24 protein-coding genes and 1 pseudogene are annotated in these 21,970 nt (G+C 65.4%); 12 read left to right on the top strand and 13 right to left on the bottom strand.

The features are described 5' to 3' along the window. Positions 1-123: 123 nt before the first annotated feature. The gene (locus RFM41_RS07265) at positions 124-312 is read left to right on the top strand and encodes a hypothetical protein (RefSeq protein ID WP_320247912.1); all 189 of its coding nucleotides are present in this window, start codon (positions 124-126) and stop codon (positions 310-312) included. Positions 313-557: 245 nt separating this feature from the next. On the opposite strand, the gene hemW is transcribed toward RFM41_RS07265, so the two are convergent. From hemW to rph, 4 genes are all read right to left on the bottom strand, one after another. Beyond that, complete coding sequence (gene hemW, locus RFM41_RS07260) at positions 558-1,730, bottom strand: radical SAM family heme chaperone HemW (protein WP_320247914.1); 1,173 nt, start codon at positions 1,728-1,730, stop codon at positions 558-560. Beyond that, on the bottom strand, positions 1,727-2,389 hold the full coding sequence (gene rdgB, locus RFM41_RS07255) for an RdgB/HAM1 family non-canonical purine NTP pyrophosphatase (RefSeq protein WP_320247917.1): 663 nt from the start codon (positions 2,387-2,389) through the stop codon (positions 1,727-1,729). The genes hemW and rdgB overlap by 4 nt, the downstream gene beginning before the upstream one ends. Next, positions 2,389-2,799, bottom strand: coding sequence for a VOC family protein (locus tag RFM41_RS07250; protein WP_320247919.1), 411 nt, complete (start codon positions 2,797-2,799; stop codon positions 2,389-2,391). Before RFM41_RS07250 ends, rdgB begins: the two co-directional genes overlap by 1 nt. Before the next feature lie 183 nt (positions 2,800-2,982). After that, positions 2,983-3,699 carry a ribonuclease PH gene (gene rph / locus RFM41_RS07245; protein WP_320247921.1) on the bottom strand — a complete coding sequence of 239 codons (717 nt, stop codon included), beginning with the start codon at positions 3,697-3,699 and terminating at the stop codon, positions 2,983-2,985. 197 nt (positions 3,700-3,896) lie between these two features. Here rph and hrcA point away from each other — a divergent pair, with 197 nt between their 5' ends. The 6 genes from hrcA (at position 3,897) to RFM41_RS07215 (ending at position 9,670) form a co-directional block, all read left to right on the top strand. Continuing rightward, on the top strand, positions 3,897-4,994 hold the full coding sequence (hrcA, locus tag RFM41_RS07240) for a heat-inducible transcriptional repressor HrcA (protein WP_320247922.1): 1,098 nt from the start codon (positions 3,897-3,899) through the stop codon (positions 4,992-4,994). A gap of 24 nt (positions 4,995-5,018) precedes the next feature. Then, positions 5,019-5,216: a hypothetical protein gene (locus RFM41_RS07235; RefSeq protein ID WP_320247923.1), complete on the top strand. Its 198-nt coding sequence runs from the start codon at positions 5,019-5,021 to the stop codon at positions 5,214-5,216. Positions 5,217-5,318: 102 nt separating this feature from the next. Beyond that, positions 5,319-6,653, top strand: a complete 1,335-nt coding sequence (locus tag RFM41_RS07230; RefSeq protein WP_320247925.1) for a PQQ-dependent sugar dehydrogenase — start codon at positions 5,319-5,321, stop codon at positions 6,651-6,653. Between the two features lie 265 nt (positions 6,654-6,918). Next, positions 6,919-7,536, top strand: a complete 618-nt coding sequence (locus RFM41_RS07225; RefSeq protein ID WP_320247926.1) for a LysE family translocator — start codon at positions 6,919-6,921, stop codon at positions 7,534-7,536. Positions 7,537-7,725: 189 nt separating this feature from the next. Next, positions 7,726-8,706 (top strand): cysteine synthase A, encoded by a 981-nt coding sequence (cysK, locus tag RFM41_RS07220; RefSeq protein ID WP_320247928.1) that lies wholly within the window; start codon positions 7,726-7,728, stop codon positions 8,704-8,706. 340 nt (positions 8,707-9,046) lie between these two features. Continuing rightward, positions 9,047-9,670 carry a glutathione S-transferase family protein gene (locus tag RFM41_RS07215; RefSeq protein ID WP_320247930.1) on the top strand — a complete coding sequence of 208 codons (624 nt, stop codon included), beginning with the start codon at positions 9,047-9,049 and terminating at the stop codon, positions 9,668-9,670. An 8-nt stretch (positions 9,671-9,678) separates the two neighbouring features. On the opposite strand, the gene RFM41_RS07210 is transcribed toward RFM41_RS07215, so the two are convergent. From RFM41_RS07210 to RFM41_RS07185, 6 genes are all read right to left on the bottom strand, one after another. Further along, positions 9,679-10,926, bottom strand: a complete 1,248-nt coding sequence (locus RFM41_RS07210; RefSeq protein ID WP_320247932.1) for an RNA polymerase sigma factor — start codon at positions 10,924-10,926, stop codon at positions 9,679-9,681. A gap of 6 nt (positions 10,927-10,932) precedes the next feature. Continuing rightward, on the bottom strand, positions 10,933-11,304 hold the full coding sequence (locus RFM41_RS07205; protein WP_320247934.1) for a YciI family protein: 372 nt from the start codon (positions 11,302-11,304) through the stop codon (positions 10,933-10,935). A 129-nt stretch (positions 11,305-11,433) separates the two neighbouring features. Further along, positions 11,434-13,158 carry a saccharopine dehydrogenase family protein gene (locus tag RFM41_RS07200; RefSeq protein ID WP_320247936.1) on the bottom strand — a complete coding sequence of 575 codons (1,725 nt, stop codon included), beginning with the start codon at positions 13,156-13,158 and terminating at the stop codon, positions 11,434-11,436. A 22-nt stretch (positions 13,159-13,180) separates the two neighbouring features. After that, on the bottom strand, positions 13,181-13,627 hold the full coding sequence (locus RFM41_RS07195; protein ID WP_320247937.1) for a thiol-disulfide oxidoreductase DCC family protein: 447 nt from the start codon (positions 13,625-13,627) through the stop codon (positions 13,181-13,183). Positions 13,628-13,678: 51 nt separating this feature from the next. Further along, positions 13,679-13,804, bottom strand: coding sequence for a hypothetical protein (locus RFM41_RS07190; protein ID WP_263649576.1), 126 nt, complete (start codon positions 13,802-13,804; stop codon positions 13,679-13,681). Between the two features lies 1 nt (position 13,805). Beyond that, positions 13,806-13,952 carry a hypothetical protein gene (locus tag RFM41_RS07185; RefSeq protein ID WP_108702809.1) on the bottom strand — a complete coding sequence of 49 codons (147 nt, stop codon included), beginning with the start codon at positions 13,950-13,952 and terminating at the stop codon, positions 13,806-13,808. A 372-nt stretch (positions 13,953-14,324) separates the two neighbouring features. Between RFM41_RS07185 and ku the strand changes: the two genes are divergently transcribed. Beyond that, entirely contained in the window at positions 14,325-15,191 is an 867-nt protein-coding gene (gene ku / locus RFM41_RS07180; RefSeq protein WP_320247940.1) for a non-homologous end joining protein Ku, read from the top strand. Between the two features lie 12 nt (positions 15,192-15,203). Next, positions 15,204-17,705 carry a DNA ligase D gene (gene ligD / locus RFM41_RS07175; protein ID WP_320247942.1) on the top strand — a complete coding sequence of 834 codons (2,502 nt, stop codon included), beginning with the start codon at positions 15,204-15,206 and terminating at the stop codon, positions 17,703-17,705. A gap of 350 nt (positions 17,706-18,055) precedes the next feature. Here the strand turns inward: ligD and RFM41_RS07170 are convergent, their stop codons facing one another. Then, complete coding sequence (locus RFM41_RS07170) at positions 18,056-18,730, bottom strand: ArsR/SmtB family transcription factor (protein WP_320247944.1); 675 nt, start codon at positions 18,728-18,730, stop codon at positions 18,056-18,058. A 169-nt stretch (positions 18,731-18,899) separates the two neighbouring features. Here RFM41_RS07170 and RFM41_RS07165 point away from each other — a divergent pair, with 169 nt between their 5' ends. Both RFM41_RS07165 and RFM41_RS07160 read left to right on the top strand, forming a co-directional pair. Further along, entirely contained in the window at positions 18,900-19,268 is a 369-nt protein-coding gene (locus tag RFM41_RS07165) for an NIPSNAP family protein (RefSeq protein ID WP_320247946.1), read from the top strand. Further along, complete coding sequence (locus RFM41_RS07160; RefSeq protein ID WP_320247948.1) at positions 19,265-19,609, top strand: antibiotic biosynthesis monooxygenase family protein; 345 nt, start codon at positions 19,265-19,267, stop codon at positions 19,607-19,609. Before RFM41_RS07165 ends, RFM41_RS07160 begins: the two co-directional genes overlap by 4 nt. A 184-nt stretch (positions 19,610-19,793) precedes the next feature. Here the strand turns inward: RFM41_RS07160 and mbfA are convergent, their stop codons facing one another. Then, entirely contained in the window at positions 19,794-20,777 is a 984-nt protein-coding gene (gene mbfA, locus RFM41_RS07155) for an iron exporter MbfA (protein WP_320247950.1), read from the bottom strand. A 179-nt stretch (positions 20,778-20,956) separates the two neighbouring features. On the opposite strand from mbfA, the gene RFM41_RS07150 reads away from it, so the two are divergent. Next, complete coding sequence (locus RFM41_RS07150) at positions 20,957-21,280, top strand: hypothetical protein (RefSeq protein WP_320247952.1); 324 nt, start codon at positions 20,957-20,959, stop codon at positions 21,278-21,280. A 252-nt stretch (positions 21,281-21,532) separates the two neighbouring features. Here RFM41_RS07150 and RFM41_RS07145 read toward each other — a convergent pair. Continuing rightward, positions 21,533-21,936: pseudogene (locus RFM41_RS07145) on the bottom strand (GFA family protein). Positions 21,937-21,970 lie beyond the last annotated feature (34 nt).

Below are 21,970 nucleotides of genomic sequence, written 5' to 3'. Positions count from 1 at the left end.
GACGCCCCGTTGCAAAACGTGAGGTCGATGTAAGGAAACCGCCATGCCTTTGCCACAGTGCGGAACGAAACCGGCAACGGCAAATTTAAACCCTGATTCCCCGGGAGGAGGCAGGACCGAACGATGCCCAATCGCTTCGACATCTTCATCAGCCGACTTGAAAGCAAGACCGCCCGCGAGGGCATCCCCCCACATCAGATCGCCGCCCAGCCCGGCATCCGTCGCGACAAGGCCGACCAGAAGCAGGTCCGCGACGGTGAAGCGCATGGCGAGAAGACCCGCGGCAAGCACCGCCAGAAGCACGACGCCTGAGTGGGCGAGTAGCACGCCCCGTCATCGTAGGCAGCGATCCTTCGCGCCCCCCTCTGCCCTGCCGGGGCATCTCCCCCACAAGGGGGGAGATTGGCAGTTTCGGCGCTCTGCGCATCCTTCTGACGCTGGCGATTGGCGAAAGCCGGCCTGAAGTCTGATCTCCCCCCTTGTGGGGGAGATGGCCGGCAGGCCAGAGGGGGGGCGCTGTCCCGCCGACGTCATGGTTCCACGACCCCGGTGGAATGCTACCTGGCCAGATCCGCCACCACAGCATCCAGCACGATCATCCCCGCCGTCGTGGCGCGCAGCCTGGCATTGCCGACCGGCGCCACCAGCCCTTCCTCCTGCAGCACCGAGAGCCTTGCGCTCGAAAGGCCGCGTCCCGACAGCGCCTCGTAGCGCTGCAGATCGATGCCCTCGGCGAGCCTGAGTCCCATCAGCAGGAATTCGTCGGCTTCCTCGGCGCGCGTGAGAATCTCGCCGCCGGTGACGCCATGCCCTTTGGCCTCGACCAGGTTGGCCCAGGTCTCCGGCATCCTTTCCGCTATCGTAACGGTGCGGCGGCCGTTCTCGACGAAGCGGCCATGCGCGCCCGGACCGACGCCGACATATTCACCGTAGCGCCAATAGGTCAGATTGTGCCGGCTTTCCGCGCCCGGCTGCGCGTGGTTGGAAATCTCATAGGCCGGCAGCCCATGCGCCGCCGTCACCTCCTGCGTCAGCGCATAGAGGTCGGCCGCATGGTCGTTGTCGGGCAGCGTGAATTTGCGTGCCGCGTAAAGCGCGTGGAAGGGCGTGCCCTCTTCGATGGTGAGCTGGTAGAGCGAAAGATGGTCGACGGCATAGCCGATCGCCTGCTCCAGCTCCGCGCCCCACGCCTCCGGCGTCTGGCTGGGCCGCGCATAGATCAGGTCGAAGGAGAGCCGCGGGAAGATCTCGCGGGCGAGGCCGATCGCATGCAGCGCCTCCTCGACATTATGCAACCGGCCGAGGAAGCGCAGGTCCTTGTCGTTCAGCGCCTGTACGCCGAGCGAGACGCGGTTGACGCCGGCGGCGCGATAGCCGCGGAAGCGCTCGGCCTCGACCGAGGACGGATTGGCCTCCAGCGTCACCTCGATGCCCGCCGGGACGGTCCAGTTCTTCGCCACCGCTTCCAGCACCGCGCCGACCGTTTCCGGCTTCATCAGCGACGGCGTGCCGCCGCCGAGGAAGATGCTGGTCACCTCCCGCGGTCCGGTGCGGTCGCGCATGGTCGCAAGCTCCGCCTCGAAGGCGCGGGCAAAACGCTCCTGGTCGACCGGCTGGTGGCGGACATGGCTGTTGAAGTCGCAATAAGGGCATTTGGCCGCGCAGAACGGCCAGTGGATATAGACGCCGAAGCCGGGGCTGCGGTCGAGCGGTATCGTCACTGCGCTCATACGGGTCCTGATCGCGCCAAGTCCAATCTTGCTTGCGCGAATTTCTGGAAGGCGCGGGCACGATGCGAAAGCGCCGTCGCCTGTCCGGGCTTCCAGCCATGCTTTTCCTGCGCGCTCATCTCGCCAAATGTCTTGTCGAAACCGTTGGGCAGGAACACCGGATCGTAGCCGAAGCCGAGCGTGCCGCGCGGCGGCCAGACAAGCGTGCCTTCGGCCTCGCCGCGATAATATTCGGCCTCGCCATCCGGGAAGGCGAGGCAGATGACGGCGACGAAGCGGCCGGTGCGTTGCGCCGGCTCGGTCGCGCGGACTTCCTGCAGCGCCGTCTCCGTCTTTTGCATGGCCATGCCGAAATCCCGGCTGCCGTCGGGCTTCTCGGCCCAGTTGGCGGTGTAGACGCCGGGCGCGCCGTCAAGCGCATCGACGCAAAGACCGGAATCGTCCGACAGTGCCGGCAGGCCGGTCGCCTTGGCGGCGGCGAAGGCCTTGATATAGGCGTTCTCCTCGAAGGTGATGCCGGTCTCGTCGGGCTCGGGCAGGCCGTATTCCTTGGCCGATTTCGCCTCGAAACCGAACGGCGCCATCAGGTCGGCGAACTCGCGCAACTTGCCTTGGTTGTGGCTGGCGACGACGATCTTCTTTCCATTCAAAGAATGCATCAGAGGCCCCAGATCCTTGGCTCGGCGAATTCGATCGAATTGCCCGACGGGTCGCGGATATAGATCGAGTGCCCGCCCTGCGGCCATTCGAAATCGCTTTCGATGGCGATGTTCTTGGCTGCGAGATGCTTGCGCCATGCGGCGATCTCATCAGCGGTTGCCGCAAAGCAAAGATGACCCTCGCCGGCCGTGCCGTGCGGCGGCACTTTCAGCCTGGCGTCGGGCGCCGGCGGGATTTTCGTCGCCTCCGCGTTGAAGAGCAGCAGCACGCCGTCGCCGCAGCGGAAGAAGACATGCCGGCCCTCGACCTTGCCCAGAGCCTCGAGGCCGATGATGTTGCGGTAGAACGCTTCCGCAGCATGCAGGTCTGTGACGTAGAGTGCCGATTCCAAAATCGCAGAGGGCATCATGAGGCCCCCCTCTCGGCCCTGCCGGGCATCTCCCCCTCAGGGGGGGAGATTGGCAGCTTCGACGCCGCCGCGCGTTCTGCAACGCTGGAGATTGGCGAAAGCCGGTGTGACACCCAATCTCCCCCCTTGAGGGGGAGATGGCCGGCAGGCCAGAGAGGGGTGCCTAGGCTCGGCATTCGAAACCTACGCCACCGCCATCTGCTGCAGGCTCACCAGCCGCGAAATACCCTTCTTCGCCAACCCCATCAGCGCCGCGAACTGCTCCTCGGAGAAAGGCTCGCCTTCGGCCGTGCCCTGGATCTCGACGATGCCGCCCTTGCCGGTCATGACGAAATTGGCGTCGGTGCCGGCCGAGGAATCCTCAAGATAATCGAGGTCGATGACCGGCTGGCCGTCATGGATGCCGCAGGAAATCGCCGCGACATGGTCCTTCAGCACCTTGGCGACGCTGGCCATCTGGCGTGCTTCCATCCAGCGCAGGCAGTCGTAGAGCGCCACCCAGCCGCCGGTGATCGAGGCCGTGCGGGTGCCGCCGTCGGCCTGGATCACGTCGCAGTCGACGGTGATCTGCTGCTCGCCCAGCGCCTGCAGGTCGACCACGGCGCGCAGCGAACGGCCGATCAGCCGCTGGATCTCCAGCGTGCGGCCGCCCTGCTTGCCGGCGGAGGCCTCGCGCCGCATGCGTTCGCCGGTCGAGCGCGGCAGCATGCCGTATTCGGCAGTCACCCAGCCCTTGCCGGAATTGCGCATCCAGGCCGGCACCTTCTCCTCAAGGCTCGCCGTGCAAAGCACATGCGTGTCGCCGAATTTCACCAGGCACGAGCCTTCGGCATGCTTGGACACGCCGCGCTCGAAGGAGATGGCGCGCATTTCGTCGGCTTGGCGTTTGGAGGGGCGCATCGAGGCTCTTTCTGTTCTTCCCGGATTCGTCGGCGGCTTGTAGACGCATGAGCGGCATGGCGCAAAGGAAAACAGGTCGGTAACCGCAAACACGGCGCCGTGACCGCAGACACGGCACCGGGTGACCGCGAACGCGGCACCGGGTTGCGCCGCTGTGGCTTAAGTCTATATCTTTCGGCAGGAGGTTTCTCGCCGGAATGAACAAACCAGTCGATCCGACGTCCCAGAGTCCCGGGCTTCAGTCGCCAGCACTTCAGTCACTCGACATGCGCTCGCGCGATATTTTCCGGCGGATCGTCGATTCTTACCTGCGCGACGGCGAGCCGGTCGGCTCGCGCAGCCTGTCGCGCATCCTGCCCTCTTCGCTGTCGCCCGCCACCATCCGCAACGTCATGAGCGACCTCGAGCATCTGGGGCTGATCTACGCGCCGCATGTCTCGGCCGGCCGCCTGCCGACCCAGATCGGACTGCGTTTCTTCGTCGACGCCTTCATGGAGCTCGGCGATCTGTCCGACGAGGAGCGCCGCGTCATCGAGGCGCAGGTCCGCGCTTCCGGCTCGGGCGCGACGCTGGAGCATATGCTGACCGAGGCCAGCCAGATGCTGTCCGGCATGTCGCGCGGCGCCGGCCTCGTGCTCGCCTCAAAGAACGAGGTGGCGCTGAAGCACATCGAGTTCATCCAGCTCGAGCCCGCCAAGGCGCTTGCCGTGCTGGTGTCGCAGAACGGCGACGTCGAGAACCGCGTCATCGACCTGCCGGCCGGCATTACCGTCTCGCAACTGCATGAGGCGTCCAATTTCCTCAATGCCCATATACGCGGCCGCACGCTCGCCGAGGCGCGCGTCGAGATCGCCCGCATCAAGGACGAGACCAAATCCGCCCTCGATACCCTATCGCAGGATCTGGTCGAGAAAGGCCTCGCGGTCTGGGCCGGCGCCGAAAGCGGCCTGCCGGCGCGTCTCATCGTGCGCGGCCGCGCCAACCTGCTGGAAAACGTCACCGCCCAGGCCGATCTCGAATTGCTGCGTCACCTTTTCGAGGATTTGGAAACCCAGGACGGGCTGCTGCAGCTGCTCGACCTCGCCGAGGAAGGGCCGGGCGTGCGCATCTTCATCGGCTCGGAGAACAAGCTGTTTTCGCTGTCCGGCTCGTCGCTGGTCGTCGCCCCCTATCGCGACAAGGACGCCCGCGTCGTCGGCGCGCTTGGCGTCATCGGCCCGACCAGGCTGAACTACGCCCGCATAGTACCGATGGTCGACTATACGGCGCAGCTGATTTCGCGGATGCTCAGATAGCATACCGGAAGGAGGGCAAGAAAAATGGCGTTGGAAGCAATCAAGGCCCAGATCGACCTCCTGCTTCAGGAAATGATCAACCAGCCCGGGGACGAGCACGAGATCCAGGAGCAGCTGCGCGAGAAATTGCGCGAGCTGCGCGCCATGGGCCTGCCCTTGCCGGCCGACCTCGTCGAGCTGGAACAGCGCCTCGACGATGACCTGGATGCCGAGGAGGCCTGAACTCGGCGCTCAAACCCGCGTGCGCAAGCTTCTGTTTCGTGGCGCCACCCAATACCCTCAACCCTGTGTGAGGCGCTGGCTTGCCGGCGCCAAGGAGGAAGCATGATCCGGATCGTCGGTTTTGCTGGTCTTGCCCTGTTTGCCGCCACCAGCGCTTTCGCGCAGCAATCGCCGGTGCTGACTGGCAAGGATGCATTCGGCGACTGGAAGGCGGACAGGCCGGGCGTCCGCCGTCTGATCAAGCCCGGCGATCTGCAAAAGCCCTATCTCACCAAATCCGCGTCCAATAGCACCGGCGTTGCGGACCGGCCCGAAGGCTCCGCGCCGGTCCTGCCGCCCGGCTTCTCGGCCGAATTGATCGCCTCCGGCCTCCCCAACCCACGCGTCGTGCGCGTTGCGCCCAATGGCGACCTGTTCGTCGCCGACAGCAACGAGGATCGGGTCCTTGTCTATCGCCTTGCCGGCAATAGCGCCAAACCGGCCCAGGAGGCGAAGTACGCGCATTATCTGAACCAGCCTTATGGCATCGCCTTCTATCCACCTGGCGACAAGCCGCAATGGGTCTATGTCGCCAACACCGATAGCGTGGTCCGCTTTGCCTATCACGACGGCGATCTCAAAGCCTCCGACGATCCGGAGGTCATCGTCTCCGGCATTCCCACGGGTGGCCATGGCACCCGCGACATCGCGTTTTCGCCGGACGGCAAGACGCTCTATGTCTCGGTGGGGTCGGAAACGAATGTGGCCGAGGGCATGGCGGCGAAACCGGATGGCGGCATCGACGCATGGGCCAGGTCCATGCCGCTCGGCGCTGCCTGGGATTCCGAGGAAGGCCGGGCCGACGTGCTTGCCTTCGATCCCGACGGAAAGAATCGTCGCGTCGTCGCGACTGGCCTGCGCAATTGCTCGGGCATGACGGTGCAGCCAGGCACCGGCGCTCTCTGGTGCGTCGTCAACGAGCGCGACGGGCTCGGCGACAATGTACCGTTCGACTACGCAACGACGGTGCGGGACGGAGCCTTTTACGGCTGGCCCTGGTATTATATCGGCGCCAACGAGGATCCTCGCCACGCCGGTGCCCGACCCGACCTTGCCGGCAAGGCGACCGTTCCGGACGTGGTCATCCAGGCCCATTCTGCCCCCCTCAATATCGCTTTCTACGACGGCGACAGCTTTCCGCCCGATTACCACGGCGACGCCTTTGTCGCCTTGCACGGCTCATGGAATCGCGGCCAGCGCACCGGCTACAAGGTGGTGCGGCTGAGATTCAAGGACGGCAAGCCGACCGGCGAATACGAAGACTTCGCCACCGGCTTCGTCCTGTCCGACGACGAGGTCTGGGGCAGGCCGGTCGGCGTCACCGTGGCCAAGGACGGCGCGCTGATCCTCACCGAGGACGCCAACGGCACCATCTGGCGCATTAGCTATAAAGGGTAGCTCCCGGTCGAGCTGTAGCGGGCTCGCCCTCACCCGGATTGCCAGCCGAATTGCGAACTGCAATTCGGGGCAATCCGACCTCTCCCCAAGGGGAGAGGAGCAGATAAGCGCCGGCGCCAACCTCTTCTCCCCTCGGGGACCCCTCGGGGAGAAGGTGGCCGCGTAGCGGTCGGATGAGGGGGCTGGCGCAAACGAATCCGGCCTAGGCGAATTCATTCCCGTTCCGTTTCGTGCAATAGACGCGTCCTGATCCCAGGCTAGAACCATGACGCTCACAGGATTCCTCGCTTACAGCGCCGCGCTCGGCGTCGCCGCCGCCATTCCAGGCCCCGGCGTCACGGCGCTGGTCGCCCGCGCGCTCGGCTCCGGCTTCCGGTCCTCGTTCGCCATGTCGTTCGGCCTGATGCTCGGCGACCTTACCTATCTCACCGCCGTGGTGCTCGGGCTCGCCTTCGTCGCCCAGACCTTCGGCATGGTCTTCCTCGCCATCAAATGGGCCGGCGTCGCCTATCTCGCCTTCCTTGCCTGGCGGTTCTGGACCAGCGGCATCACGCCCGAGACCGTCGAGGCGCGGAAGGCCAAGGGCGGGCTGGTGTCGAGCTTCATCGCAGGGCTGACGGTGACGCTCGGCAACCCGAAGACGATGATCTTCTACCTCGCCATCACGCCGACGATCGTCGACGTAAAGACGATCACGCTTGCCGACTACGCCATTCTTGCGATGCTCACCGTGGTGGTTCTGTTCGTGGTGCTGGTGCCTTATCTGGCGCTGGCGGCCAAGGCGCGCTGGTTCCTGAAATCGCCGCGCGCGCTCAAGGCGCTGAACCGCACCGCCGCCGGCTTCATGATGGGCGCGGCGGCCGCCATTGCGGCGCGCCAGTAGGCTCCAATCTCAACCGGTCCCCGATCTCGGCCAAGCCATTCCGAAATCGGGGCATTTCGGAAAATGCATTTCCGGTCGCGGGCGCTTTTGAGCAATCGCCCCACTCGGATATTTTCCAGCCTCGGCCTATCTTGCGCGGCTGAAAGCCCTATTCTGTCAGCCTGTGCCATTGCCTTGGGAGCGAAACCAATGAACAAGCCCGTCACCTCCGCGCGCGTGCCCGGCCGCGGCCGCGTCTTCAATTCGATCACGGAGACGATTGGCGACACGCCGCTGGTCAGGCTGGACAAGTTCGCCAAAGAGAAGGGCATCGTCGCCAACCTTCTGGCGAAGCTCGAATTCTTCAACCCAATCGCTTCGGTCAAGGACCGTATCGGCGTCGCCATGATCGAGGCGCTGGAGGAGGCCGGCAAGATCGCGCCCGGCAAGACGACGCTGATCGAGCCGACCTCCGGCAACACCGGCATCGCGCTCGCCTTCGCCGCCGCCGCCAAGGGCTACAAGCTGATCCTCACCATGCCGGAGACGATGTCGGTCGAGCGCCGCAAGATGCTGGCGCTGCTCGGCGCCGAGCTGGTGCTGACGGAGGGCCCGAAAGGCATGAAGGGCGCCATCGCCAAGGCCGACGAGCTTGCCGCGACGCTGCCCAACGCCATCATCCCGCAGCAGTTCGAGAATCCGGCCAATCCCGAAATCCACCGCCGCACCACGGCCGAGGAGATCTGGAACGACACCAATGGCGAGGTCGACATCTTCGTTTCCGCCATCGGCACCGGCGGCACCATCACCGGCGTCGGCCAGGTGCTGAAGAAGCGCAAGCCTTCGCTGCAGGTCGTGGCGGTCGAGCCGGAAGCCTCGCCGGTTCTGTCGGGCGGCCAGCCCGGCCCGCACAAGATCCAGGGCATCGGCGCCGGCTTCGCGCCGAAAATCCTCGACACCTCGATCTATGACGAGGTCGTCAGGGTCTCGAACGAGGATTCGGTCGCCAATGCCCGTCTCGTCGCCCGCCTCGAAGGCGTGCCGGTCGGCATCTCGTCGGGCGCAGCGCTCCAGGCGGCCATCGTCGTCGGCTCGCGGCCGGAGAACAAGGGCAAGAACCTCGTCGTCGTCATCCCCTCCTTCGCCGAGCGCTATCTCTCGACCATCCTGTTCGACGGGCTGGGCGCCTAGGCGATCGAAAACCAAAGCGCCGAGATCCTTCGCGCCCCCCTCTGCCCTGCCGGGCATCTCCCCCACATGGGGGGAGATTAGCAGCTTCGGCCCCTAGCTCGATTTTACAGCGTCGAAGATTGGCGAAAGCGGACGCGACGGCCAATCTCCCCCCTTGTGGGGGAGATGTCCGGCAGGACAGAGGGGGGCGCTGTCCCGCCGGTGTAGCCGACCTTTACGTGGCGGCCCTCGAACTGGACTGTTCAAAAAGCATCCGTGGCAGGCGCTGCCCGGCTTGAGGCGGGCGCCGCTTCCGGCTCATATCGCCGCCGGCCCCAATCGGCCGGCGGGAGGATTTTTGATGTACAAGCTTTATACGCGCCCGGGCAGCGGCGGCTTCGTCGTCGAGGCGGCGCTCGCCATGGCCGGCGTGCCCTTCGAGCAAATCGACGTGCCGAAGAAGGAAACGGCCGATCCGGCCTTCCTTACCATCAGCCCGCTGAACCAGGTGCCGGCGCTGACGCTGCCCGACGGTCATTCGCTGACCGAATCGGCGGCAATCTGCATCCTGCTCGCCGAGCGCCATCCGCGGGCCGGCCTCGCGCCGGAGGCGGGCTCGCCCGGCCGCGCCGATTTCCTGCGCTGGATGGCCTTCATGTCATCGGTGCTCTACCCGGCGGTGCTGCGGCTCTATTACGCGCATCGCTACACCGCCGATGGCGAAGGCGTGCAGGCGGTGAAGAAGGCGGCGGTCACCGAGATGGATCGCGGCTTTGCGATTCTCGACCGGGCACTGGCCGGCCGCGACTGGTTGGCCGGCGAGAGCCTCTCGCTTGCCGACATCTACCTCGTCATGCTGGTAGCTTGGCATCCCGAGGTCGAGAAGGCGCGCGCCGCCTGGCCGAACATCGAACGCCTGTGGGCGAGGCTGCGTGAGAACGAGCTCATGCGCAAGCTGAACGCATCGCACGAGATGTGGGCTTAGACCTCACCTTAATTCCTGACGAGCTTCGCCTTCTCGCCCTGCAGGAAGCGCCGCAGCGCCGGGTCGCGCTCGAGGCCGATCGCCTGGTCATAAGACTCTGCCGCCTGCTTGATGTTGCCGAGTCTGGCCAACAGCCCGGCGCGGGCGGCCCAATAAGGCTGGTAGTCCTGCAGCCTTTTGTCCTCGCCCAGCACGTAGAGCGCCGCCAGCCCGGCCGGCGCGCCCTCGGTTTCTGCGATCGCCACCGCGCGGTTGATCGCCACCACCGGCGAGCCGGCCACGGCCAGCAGCGCGTCGTAAAGCTGGCGGATCGCCGCCCAGTCCGTGCCGCTGCCGCGCCGGCGTGCCGTATGGGCGGACTGCACGGCGGCCTCCAGCTGGTAGCGGCCGATGATTCCCTTTTGCGCGGCGCGCACCAGCAAGGCTTCCGCCTCGTCGATCAGGCTGTCATCCCAGAGCGCGACATCCTGCTCGGCTAAAGGCACGAAGTCTCCATCCGGGCCGCGCCTCGCCGAGCGGCGCGCCTCGGCGAACAGCATCAGCGCCAGGAGTCCCAGCGCCTCCGGTTCCTCCGGCATCAGCGAGGCGACCAGCCGGCCGAGCCAGATGCCCTCGGTGGCGAGGTTACGCCGCCTGGTATCGGTGCCCGTCGGGTCCGACCAGCCTTCGGCGAAGGTGGCGTAGATCGCCTCCAGCACCGCGCCCAGCCGCTCGCCCAGCTCCGCCGGCTCCGGCACGCGGAACGGGATCCCGGTCTCACGGATGCGCGCCTTGGCCCGTACCAGCCGCTGGCCCATCGTCGCCGGCGAAACCAGGAAGGCCGAGGCGATCGTCGCGGCGTCGAAGCCGAGGATCGTCTGCAGGATCAGCGGCGCGCGCACGCTGGCCTCGATCGCCGGATGGGCGCAGGCGAACATCAGCCGCAACCGGTCGTCGGGCAGCTCCTCGCCGTTCATGCGCGCCTCCATCTCTTCGGCGATCAGCTTCAGGTGATCGCGCGCCGCCTCGCCGGTCAGCCGCCGCCGCACGGCGTCCACGTCGCGCCGTCGCGCCACGGCGAGCAGCCAGGCTTCCGGCTGCGCGGGCACGCCGGTCCGTGGCCAGCGTTCGAGTGCGGCGGCGAAAGCGTCGGCCAGCGCGTCCTCGGCGCCGGCGACGTCGCGTGTGCGCGCGGCGAGCCACGCGACCAGCTTGCCGTAGCTGCGCCGGGCGGCCGCTTCCGCCGCCGCCCGCGCGATCTCCGAGCGATCATCCATCGCGGGTCACTCCGCGGCGGCGACGTACTCTGCCACTTCCCAGATCGGCCGCACCTCTACCGTTCCCGTCGAGGACGCAGGACAGCGCGCACCCCATTCGATGGCCGTGTCGATGTCGGCCGCTTCGATCATGTAGAAGCCTGCCAATTGCTCCTTGGTATCGGCATAGGGGCCGTCGAGCACATTGGTCTTGCCGCTGGCCAGCCGCACCGAGGTGGCGGCCTGGGTCGGGCGCAGCCGCTCGCCGGCAATGTATGCGCCGGATTTCTTCAGCGCCTCGGTATAGGCGCCGTAGGCCGCCAGCGTCTGTTGGGTCTGCTCCTTCGGAGCGTTCGCCATCGCGGCTTCGTCATTGTAGATCAAAAGCATGTATCGCATGGTCTTCTCCCGTTTCTCAAAGGCAGCATCGTCGCGTGCCGGCCTATGTCGTGCGGCATCGGCCGATTTCGACAGGTGGTCGAAAATTTTCTCACTTGCCGCAATCCATGCAAGGCCGCCTCTCGCTTGTCATTCCGCCGGGACAGGTTGCGCAATTGTCTTGGGCGCCTCTGTCTTGGGCGTCTCGCTAAAGGCTGGTTCCAGCCAGCCACGATAGCGCACGATCAGCCCGGCCGCAGGGTGCGATATTTCGACATGGAAGCGGAAGCGGCCGTCCTCCACGGTTTCGTATGCGTCCGAGCGCGGGCGAAGCCACATCGGCAACGGCAGGCCGAGAAAGCTCCAGCGGCGCAGAACGAGCCGAAGCCGGTTGCCGTCGACGACCAGCGCCATGGCGAAGACGAGCGGGCCGAAGCGTTCGCAAAGCAGCCGCTCCGATCGGCCGCGTCCGGCGAACTGCCGGCTCGAAAAGCTGTGCGCGCCGAATGTGCGGATCCAGGTCTCGCCTTGCCCGTCGGTAACGAAACGCACCTTGATGGGGACATCGGCGGCAGCAGGCGGGAAGCCGGCCACGCGCGCGGCAAGCCGGCTGAGCATGCCGCTGCCACGTTCGATGCTGGCGTATCCATCCGCCATCGCCGTGCCGTCATGCATGGCGCGGATCTCTGCCGGCAGGCTCTTCCAGGCATCGCCGAGCAGGTCGGGATAGAGCGCCTTCCCCTTCTCGGTGTCGTCCCTGAAGCCGGTGTGGATCGTCTTTCCCGCGAACAGCTTTTCATAGTCCTCCAGCTCGACGTCGCGCGTCGCCGCTCGCGCGCCCGGCGCGGGCATGCGGCCGTCGAGCGCCTTGTGGATGATCGCCTCGACCGCCATGGACGGGATCAGCGGCCCGTCATCGCCTTCGGCCAACAGGTGCCAGGACCGCTTGACCGGCCTGCCTGCCTCGTCCGCCCCCTCGACTTCGACGAACATGCCGCCGTGATGCTCGCCCCAGGACAGCCGGTTGGTCGCCCAGTGCATCAGCGGTGCCAGCGGAGACAGGGACCGCACCAGGCCGGCGCGCACCAGCCAGGCCAGGCCGATCAGCGCCCGGTGCAGCAGCTCGGGCACGGGGCCGGCGCCCATCCAGATCGTGCTCGCTTCCGGCCACAGCGCCTGCAGCGCGCGCAAATCCGGCACGTCGACCAGCGAGAACAGCGTGTTCCTCACCGGTACGCGCCCGGGCGGCGCGATCGTATAGCGCATCTGCTCGGTGAGCGGATAACCCTCGGCCGACCTGCCGCCACGCAGCAGCCGCACCGGCCGGCCGGCATAGCCCGCAATGGCGCGGATGACGTTTTCGCCAACGCCGGCGAAGGGCGACGGCGCGATGCCGCCGCGAATGCCCTCGACGCGTGCCATGCCGGCCGAAAGGCGCCGCACCACCGCCGCCGTCAGCACCGGGAAGCTCGACACGCCGGAGAGCACGACGATTCCGGCCGCCGTCGCAGCCGCATCGAAGGCGGAAACCCCGGCGACGAAGTCCGAGCCGTCGGCGAGGTCGAGATAATGAACACGTGCGCCGATGCAGGCTTCGACCAGCCTGTATCGACCCTCGCCATAGGCCTGGAACGGACCGCTGGCGTCGACGACGATGTCGGGCGGCATGGCGGCAAGTTGCGCGGCAAGATCGCCGTCGCGGTCGAACGTCGCCGGCACCAGCCTGGCCTTGGTCGTGCCTCGCGCATTGCAGTAAGCCTCGGCCCTGGCGAGCGATCGGCCGGCAACGATGAGTTCGAGGCGCGGCTCATTCTCCAGGAGCTGGATGATGCGTCCGCCGAAGGTGCCGTAACCGCCGACGATCAGAAGCTTCATCCGCCGCTCCCCGCCGAACGCTCTAGCCGACCAGCCGCTGCCGCAGTTCGGCGGACGGTATCTCGCAGCTGTCCTTGCGGCCGAACAGCGCGTAGCGGTTCCTGGCGACGCGGTCGTAGAGCCAGTCGCGCAGCGGCCGCGGCAGGATGAGCAGCGCCTTCGCCGCGCGCCATGGCCAGCCGAGCGCGGCCATGACCGCGACGAAACTGTCGAGCTTGGTGAAGGCGGCGCCGTCGATGATGGCGAGGTTGCTGTCGTAATCGTCGGTCGGCAGGCCGTGCCGGCGAAACAGCGCCTCGCCCAGCGGCGATTGCGCCGTGGCGAAGCGGAAGCGTTTTTCCCGGTCGAGCCTGAGGATGAGCTGGACGAAGCCCGAGCAGAACACGCAGACGCCGTCGAAAACGATCAGCGGCTGGCTTGCGTCATAGGCCTGGCTTGGGAAATCAGGACGTTCGGGCAGGTCGATCATCGCGGCCCCTGCTGCTTGTGCCTCTAGACACTAAGCCAGCTGGCGGCGGCGTCAAAGTCGCGGCGTTGTCGCACGCCAGTTGGCGGCGAGCACGAGGCGCTCGGCGCGATAGGTGGTGGCGCGCTGGTCGGCGGCCGGCCGGCAGATGCGGCTGTGGTGGGCGCGTAGGCGGGTCATGTCAGTTCGCGCTGACGCCCAGCGAGTTACCGCGGCGCGCGCAAGCCGGACCCGGGCCGCGCATGTAGTAGCGCTCCGGCCGATAGGTCGGCGCGACGAATTCGCGAATGGCGGCGGCGTACCCGGCGATGTGGTTCCAGAAGTTCATTTTACCTGTCCCTGTCCCGCTTTCGGATGTCCCGTCCGAATTGTTCGAGAGCATAGCGTCGAGGCGTGAATAGTCGGTGAACGTGATGTTAATTTCTGGTCCGAAAGTCGTTGCATCGTGGCCGGATTGCGGCTGATTCGCGGTCTTTCGGTGCCTTTCGTCGCGATTCCGTTCCGTGTGACTTTTGCATCACATATGTTTCGTTCCGATGTCGCTTGGCCGCGCTTCTGTTTCACGTTCGGGCCGCACCGCGAAATTTCATTGCTCGCCGTCAGCGGCACGGATCCGTTCCTCCCGGAACCCGAGCAAGCCTCCGCCCGTTGCGGTAAGATCGCGTCGCGCTCGCCGCAGGAGTTTGCCCAGGAGCTCACAATGGCACCACGCCCGGCCTGGAAGGGCTATCTCAAACTGTCGCTGGTCACATGCGCCATCGAGCTGACCAATGTCGTCACCCATGCCGAGAAAGTCTCGTTCCGCATCCTCAACCGCAAGACCGGCAACACCGTCAGGCGCATCTATGTCGATGCCGGGACCGGCAAGCCGCTCGAGGAGGGCGACGAGATCAAGGGCTATGAAGTGAGCGACGGCGAATTCGTCCATATCGAGGAGGACGAGATCGAGGCGGTTGAGATCGAATCCTCGCATACGATGAGCCTCGACGGCTTCGTCGAGAAATCCTCGATCGAGCAGATCTACCTCGACACGCCTTATTACGTCTCACCGACCGACGAGGTCTCCGAAGAGGCCTTCGCCGTCATCCGCGACGCGATGGCGGCCAGGAAGATGGCGGGACTGGCGCGCATCGTGCTCTATCAGCGCGAGCGTCCCGTAGTGATCGAGCCGCTCGGCAAGGGCATGGTGCTGACCACCTTGCGCTATGACGACACGGTGCGCCGGCCGGCGACGGTGTTCGAGGGCATCAAGGCGACGAAGACCGATGACGAGATGATCGACCTCGCCCAGCACATCATCGACGGCAAGAAGACGAAGTTCGATCCGTCGAAATTCGACGACCGCTACGAGGAAGCGCTGCTCGAGCTGATCCGCGCCAAGAAGGCCGGCAGGAAGGCGCCCAAGGCCAAGGCGCCGCCCAAGCCGTCCAACGTGGTCAACCTGTTCGACGCGCTGAAGAGGAGCCTCAACGCGGAAGGCGGCGGCAAAGCCGACAAATCTTCATCCAAGAAAACGGCGCCGCGGCCGAAGGCCAAAACGTCCGCGTCGAAGCGCAAATCCGCATAGGAGAGTGGTGGCATGGCCGGCCTCGAGCAATATCACGCCAAGCGCGATTTCAGGAAAACCGCCGAGCCGGCCGGCAAGGTCGGCAAACAAAAGCAGGGCGGCGGCATCTTCGTCGTCCAGAAGCATGCCGCCACGCGGCTTCACTATGATTTCCGCCTCGAGCATGACGGGGTCTTGTGGAGCTGGGCGGTGACGCGCGGCCCGAGCCTCGATCCGCATGAGAAGCGGCTGGCCGTGCATGTTGAGGATCACCCGATCGATTATGCGTCCTTCGAAGGCACCATTCCGAAGGGCCAGTATGGCGGCGGCTCGGTCATCGTCTGGGACGAAGGCAGATGGACGCCGGATGGCGACCCGGCCCAGGGCATGAAGAAGGGCCATATCAACTTCGAGCTCGAAGGCCACAAGCTCAACGGCCGCTGGCATCTGGTCAGGCTGAGGCCCCGCCCCGGCGAGAAGCGCGACAACTGGCTGCTGATCAAATCCGATGACGCCGCCGCCCGGCCTGGCGAGGATGTTCTCGAAGAGGAGCCGAAATCGGTGAAGTCCGGCCTGACCATCGAGGAGGTCGGCGAAGGCAAGGCTGCCAGAGGCGAAAAGCCGAAGGTCTGGCAATCGAACAGGCCGGCCACCGGCAAGGTCAAAGCCCGGCAGGCCAAGCGTCTCGAATTCATCGAGCCGCAATTGGCGACGCTGGAGAAGGAAGCACCCGGCGGCGACGACTGGCTGCACGAGGTGAAGTTCGACGGCTACCGCATGCAGGCGCAGATCGCTGGCAGCGAGGTCAGGCTGCTGACGCGCGCCGGCCTCGACTGGACGGAGAAATTCGACGGGCCGGTCACCGCCGCGCTGGCCAAATTGAAGTGCCGGGACGCCATCATCGATGGCGAGGTCGTGGTGCTGGCCGACAGCGGCGCTTCGTCCTTCCCGCTGCTGCAGGCCGATTTGTCGGCCCGCCGCGCCGACCGCTTCGTCTATTATGTCTTCGATCTGATGCGGCTCGATGGCGAGGATTTGCGCCGCGAGCCGTTGGTCGAGCGCAAGCAGGCGCTGGCCGAACTGCTCGGCGAGCAGCCTGAAGGCTCGGCGCTGCGTTTCAGCGATCACTTCCATGAGCCGGGCAAGGTCATGCTGCAGCATGTCTGCCGCATGGGTCTGGAAGGCGTCGTGTCGAAACGCGCCGACGCGCTCTATCGCAGCGGGCGGGGGCTCAGCTGGATCAAGTCGAAATGCACGCTGCGCCAGGAATTTGTCATCGGCGGCTATCTGCCCTCGGACAAGACGGGGCGCGGCGTGCGCTCGCTTCTCGTCGGCTATTATGAGGACGGCAAGCTGCACTATGCCGGCCGCGTCGGCACCGGCTTTTCCGGCAAGGTATTGACGGATTTGAAAAAGAAGCTCGACGGGCTCACCGCGAGGGCCTCGCCCTTCTCGGCCGCCGTGCCCAAGGGCAAGGGCCTCACCTTCGTCAAGCCGGAACTTGTCGGCGAGGTGGAGTTCCGCAGCTGGACATCCGACCGTATAATCCGCCACGCCTCGTTCCAGGGGCTTCGCGAGGACAAGCCGGCGGAGGAAGTCGTGCAGGAAAAGCCGAAGAAAGCGGAAACCGGGGCAAAATCGAGCGCGAAGACCGCGCCGAAACCCTCGGCCGGAACGGCAATGACATCGATAAAGCTCTCGCATCCTGACAAGCTGTTGTGGCCCGACGAAAAAGTCTCCAAGCAGGACCTGCTCGATCACTACGCGCTGGTCTGGCAGCGCATGGAGCAGTTCGTCGTCAACCGGCCGCTGAGCCTGGTGCGCGCGCCGGACGGCATCCACGGCCAGCGCTTCTTCCAGAAACACGCCTCGCCCGGCATGAGCGACAGGATCGCCAGGATGAAGGATCCGACCGACGGCGAGGAGATCCTCTATATCAAGGACTTCGATGGGCTGGCGGCGCTTGTCCAATACGGCGTGGTCGAGGTCCATATCTGGGGCTCGACGATCGATGAGCTGGAAAAGCCGGACCAGATCATCTTCGACCTCGATCCGGACGAAGGCGTCGATGTCGCCAAAGTGCGCGAAGCGGCGGTCGACATCCACAAGCAGCTCGACGAGCTGTCGCTGCCGAACCTCGTCAAGACCTCAGGCGGCAAGGGTTATCACGTGCTGGTGCCGCTGAAGCCCTCGGCGGACTGGGACGAGGTCAAGGACTTCGCCCATGATTTCGCCCGAGCGCTGGAGCAGGCGGCGCCCGACCGCTACACCGCGACGCTGTCGAAGAAGGCGCGCACCGGAAAGATCTTCGTCGACTATTTGCGCAACGGCCGCGGCTCGACCACGGTCGCGCCCTATTCCTCACGCGCCAAGAAGGGTGCGACGGTGTCGATGCCGGTGACCTGGCCGGAGCTTGAGAAGGGCTTGGCGCCGAATGCCTTTCCGCTTGGCGATGAGACGACGCTGGGCGAGCTGAAGAAGGCCGATCCGTGGAAGGATTTCTTCAAGCTGGGGAAGGCGTTGAAAAGGGGATAGTCTCCAGCGCCGAGGGACAGCACCCCTCTGGCCCTGCCGGCCATCCCTCCCAAGCGGCTACGCTATGCACACATCTTCTGTGACTGGCGCGACTGATCGACGTAAGGCTTGATTGCCACATGGTTCCCCCAATCCGTCGCTGCTTCGCAGCGCCACCTTTCCCCCCTCCGGAGGGAAAGGAAGGGAGCGTTGCTGGACGAGCGTCGACAGCAAAAAGCTTGGCTCCTTCCTCTACCCCGTCGATCGGGGGAGAGGTGGCTCGGCGAAGCCGAGCCGGAGTGGGGGTCGACCAGCGCTACATAGACAATGCATGCGCCATGCTATCCCGCCAGCAGCGCGAAATTGTCCGCTCAGGAGAGAAACACCCGCTCAAACTCCCGCCTTCCCCCAGGCGAGAACACCACCGCGCGGCTGTCCTTTTCGCGCCGCGCCCATTTCTCGGCGATGATCTTGTCGAGGATGGCGGCGCCCAGCGTGCCGGCGAGATGCGAGCGCCGCACGCTCCAGTCGAGGCAGGCGCGGCACACCGGCCGCCGTGCCTTGGCGTGAGTCTCGATGCCGAGCGCGGAAAAATGCGCCGCGCCGGATGACGAGAGCCTGATCTCATTGTCGTCACGCAGCAAAAGCTTCTTGTCGAACAGCCGGTCGAGCATCGCCACCGCCTGCTCGCCGGCGAGATGATCGTAGCAGACGCGCGCCACGCGCATGGCCGCGTCGCGCGGGCCGGGCCGCACACGCTTGGGGCCGACCGCCTCGGCGACGCCGATGATCGCCTCGATCATGCCGGCCACTTGCGGGCTGGCAAGCCCGTAATAGCGGTGGCGGCCTTGGCTCGCCAAGGTGAGCAAGCCGCCCTCCATCAGCTTCGACAGATGCGAGGAAGCGGTGGGCAACGACACGCCGGCTTCCAGCGCCAGTTCCGACGCCGTCAGCGCCGTGCCGCCCATCAGCGCGGTGAGCATATTGGCGCGGGCGGGGTCGCCGACTAGGCTGGCGATGCGGGCGATATCCGGTCCTTCACGCATGGTTCGATCCTTCTCGAAGCATTCCTGTCAGGGAAGCATTATTCTGAGACCATCTCAAGCAGCCCGGGCAAATACTCCTGACAGGAGAATGCCTATCACATCCGCGCCAGCGATGTTTCGATCGCGGTCGAAGCATCGATGTTCGGAGCCAACCGACGAGGAGACCGATATGACCATCACCTGCTTCATCCGCTACGAGATCGACCCGTTCGGCAAGGCGGCCTTCGAGCAATATGCGCGCGCCTGGGGCCAGGCCATTCCGCGCTGCGGCGCCGACCTGATCGGCTACTATGCCCCGCATGAAGGCTCGGCCACGACGGCTTACGCCGCCTACAACATCGAGAGCCTCGCCGCCTACGAAGCCTATCGCGCCCGGCTTGCCGCCGACCCGGCCGGCAAGGCAAACTACGAATTCGCGCGACGCGAGAAGTTCATCCTGAAGGAGGATCGCGTCTTCCTGAAGCTGGTGTCCGGACCGCATGGCCCGAGGCAGATGTTCCAGACGAACGTGGTCGTGAAGGAAGGGATCGAAGCATGATCGCAGTCATCTTCGAGGTCGAGCCGGCGGACGGAAAGCGGGACGCCTATCTCGGCATCGCCGCCGAACTCAAGCCGCTGCTCGAGAGTATCGACGGCTTTATCTCGGTCGAGCGCTTCCAGAGCCTCACCGACCCGAAGCGGGTGCTGTCGCTGTCCTTCTGGCGCGACGAGGAAGCAGTGAAAGCCTGGCGCAATACCGAGGAGCACCGGCAGGCGCAGCGGACCGGTCGCGATGGAATCTTTGCCGGCTACCGTCTGCGTATCGCCCATGTCGTGCGCGACTACGGGCTGACGGAAAGGCGAGAGGCGCCGGTGGATAGCAGGGCGGTGAATGGATGAAGCGCGGCTCTCCCTTCTCCCCTTGTGGGAGAAGGTGTCGCCGAAGGCGACGGGTGAGGGGTGTTCCAGCTTGGCGACGCCCGAGGACATGGCAAGTTTGCCGACGTCTCACTCCGCTGGAGCACCCCTCATCCGTCTCGGCGCTGACGCGCCCCCCATAAGGGGAGAAGGCGGGCGCCGGCTCCTAAGCATTCCCGATCAGCACGCCCGCCCCGAATACCAGCGCGCCGCCCAGCACCACCTGGAAGGCGGCGCGCCAGAAGGGCGTCTGCATGTAGCGGTTCTGGATGAAGGCGATCGCCCAGAGCTCGAAGAACACCACGACCGCGGCGACGATCGTCGCCGTCCAGAAATAGGGGATGAGATAGGGCAGCGCGTGGCCGAGCCCGCCCAGCGTCGTCATGATGCCGACGGTGAGGCCGCGCTTGATCGGCGAGCCGCGCCCCGACAGCTTGCCGTCGTCGGAGGCGACTTCGGTGAAGCCCATCGAGATGCCGGCGCCGATCGAGGCGGCGAGGCCGACGAGGAAGGTCTGGAATGTCGCATGGGTGGCGAAGGCGGCGGCGAAGATCGGCGCCAGCGTCGACACCGACCCGTCCATCAATCCGGCCAGGCCGGGCTGTACATAGGTGAGGATGAACTGGCGCTGCTCGGCGCTCGCCTCCTCCACCTTGACCGTGCCCGGCACATGCTCCTGCTCCAGTTCGTGCGCCGAGCTCTCGTGGCCCTGCTCGGCCACGGCGAGATCGTCGAGCAGCTTTCGCGTCGAGGCATCGGTGGTGCGCTTGGCCGCCTCGACATAGAAGCGATAGGCCTGCCGCTCCATTTCCTCGGCCTGCCGCCGCACATGCTCGATGCCGAGCGGCTTCACCAGCCAGTCGGGCTTGCGCTCGAAATAGCCTTTGACGTGCTCGCGCCGCAGCAGCGGGATGCGTTCGCCGAAGCGCTTGCGGTAAAGCTCGATGAGCGAGTCGCGGTGGCCGTCCTCCTCCTCGGCCATCGCCTCGAACACCTTTGCCGATTGCGGAAAGTCCTGCGCCAGGCCATCGGCATAGGCGCGGTAGATGCGCCCGTCATCCTCCTCGGAAGAGATCGCCAGCGCCAGGATCTCCTGCTCCGACAGCGAATCGAAGGAACGGCGGCCGAAGCCGAAAACACGGGAAAGCATGATGGGATCACTCTAGTTTAGAATAGTTCTAAACTAGGATCTTGGCTGGCCAACGTCAATTGCGAACGGCATGGTTCCGCGCGCGAAAGAGTGATCCTGCGTTACCCGGTCGACCCTTCATTATCACCAAATGTTAGCCTATATAAACTGGCAACAACCGAAATTGAAGGAAGCCCGGCATGACGGACAAGAAGCCACCGCACGCATTTGACGCCAAACCGGTTCTCGATCTCATCGCCAGCATCGAGGCCGACCTGCTGCGCCTGAAAGGTCTTGTCGAGGAACAGCTCGAAAAATTCGACCCGGCCAATCCGCACAACAAGACGCCGGACGGCAAGCTGACCGAGGAAGGTGCGGAGTGCTGCTACCGCATGTTCGACGAAGGCAAGTCGCGCTACACGGTGTCCCAGCAGATGAAGATATCCTTCGCCGCCGCCACCCACCGCTTCAACACCTGGCGCAAGCTGGGCGGCAACAAAAGGACGAAGACGCTCTTGGGGTGAAGGGGCGGTCCTGCGCTTCTGTCCGCCTTGCGGTTCAACATCATGCACAGGCGCCTGTCGACACGCTCAACAAGCGACAGCGGACTCCTGCTGGAGCGGTTTACCGTTTCACGAAAACGGCTAACCGCTCTATCTCTTTGCTTTTGATGCATTCCAGACGGAAGGCTACGGCGAACCCCGAGCCCCACCGCTCACACTTTTCCCGGAATGCATTCCCCAGGTTTCAGGGCAGCCTTCTCCGACCGCGTAGCCCTACTGTTCCTCGACCACCCTGGTACCCTCGAATTCCGGCAGCCAGTGCAGCGCGGAGCGGTGCCAGTATTGCGTCCTCGGCACCAGCTGGTCGCGCTGGCGCGACGTGCCGACCCTGATTCCGTAGACTTTCGGCCCATCGCCGACCGAGGTGGCATAGAGATGCGAGCCGCAATCGCCGCAAAAGCCCTGCGCCCGCTTTGCGCCGCTTGATCCGGTCTTGATATAGACCTTCGGCTCGCCCTTGGTGATGCGGTAGTCTTCCTCCGGCACCCGCACCGAGACGCGAAAGGCCGTCCCGGTCAGTTGCTGGCAGTCCGTGCGTGGCAGATCGAGGTCTTTTCCGGATCGACTTCCGCCTCATAGGTGATCGCGCCGCAATGGCATCCGCCGTCGATCTTCATCGCCTGTCTCCTCATAAAGTTCGCTGCGTTCAAC

Source organism: Mesorhizobium vachelliae (assembly GCF_033977325.1).
GTDB lineage: Bacteria > Pseudomonadota > Alphaproteobacteria > Rhizobiales > Rhizobiaceae > Mesorhizobium > Mesorhizobium vachelliae.
Note: the sequence above shows the minus strand (reverse complement) of the source record. Positions and strands in the feature narration are given on the sequence as shown.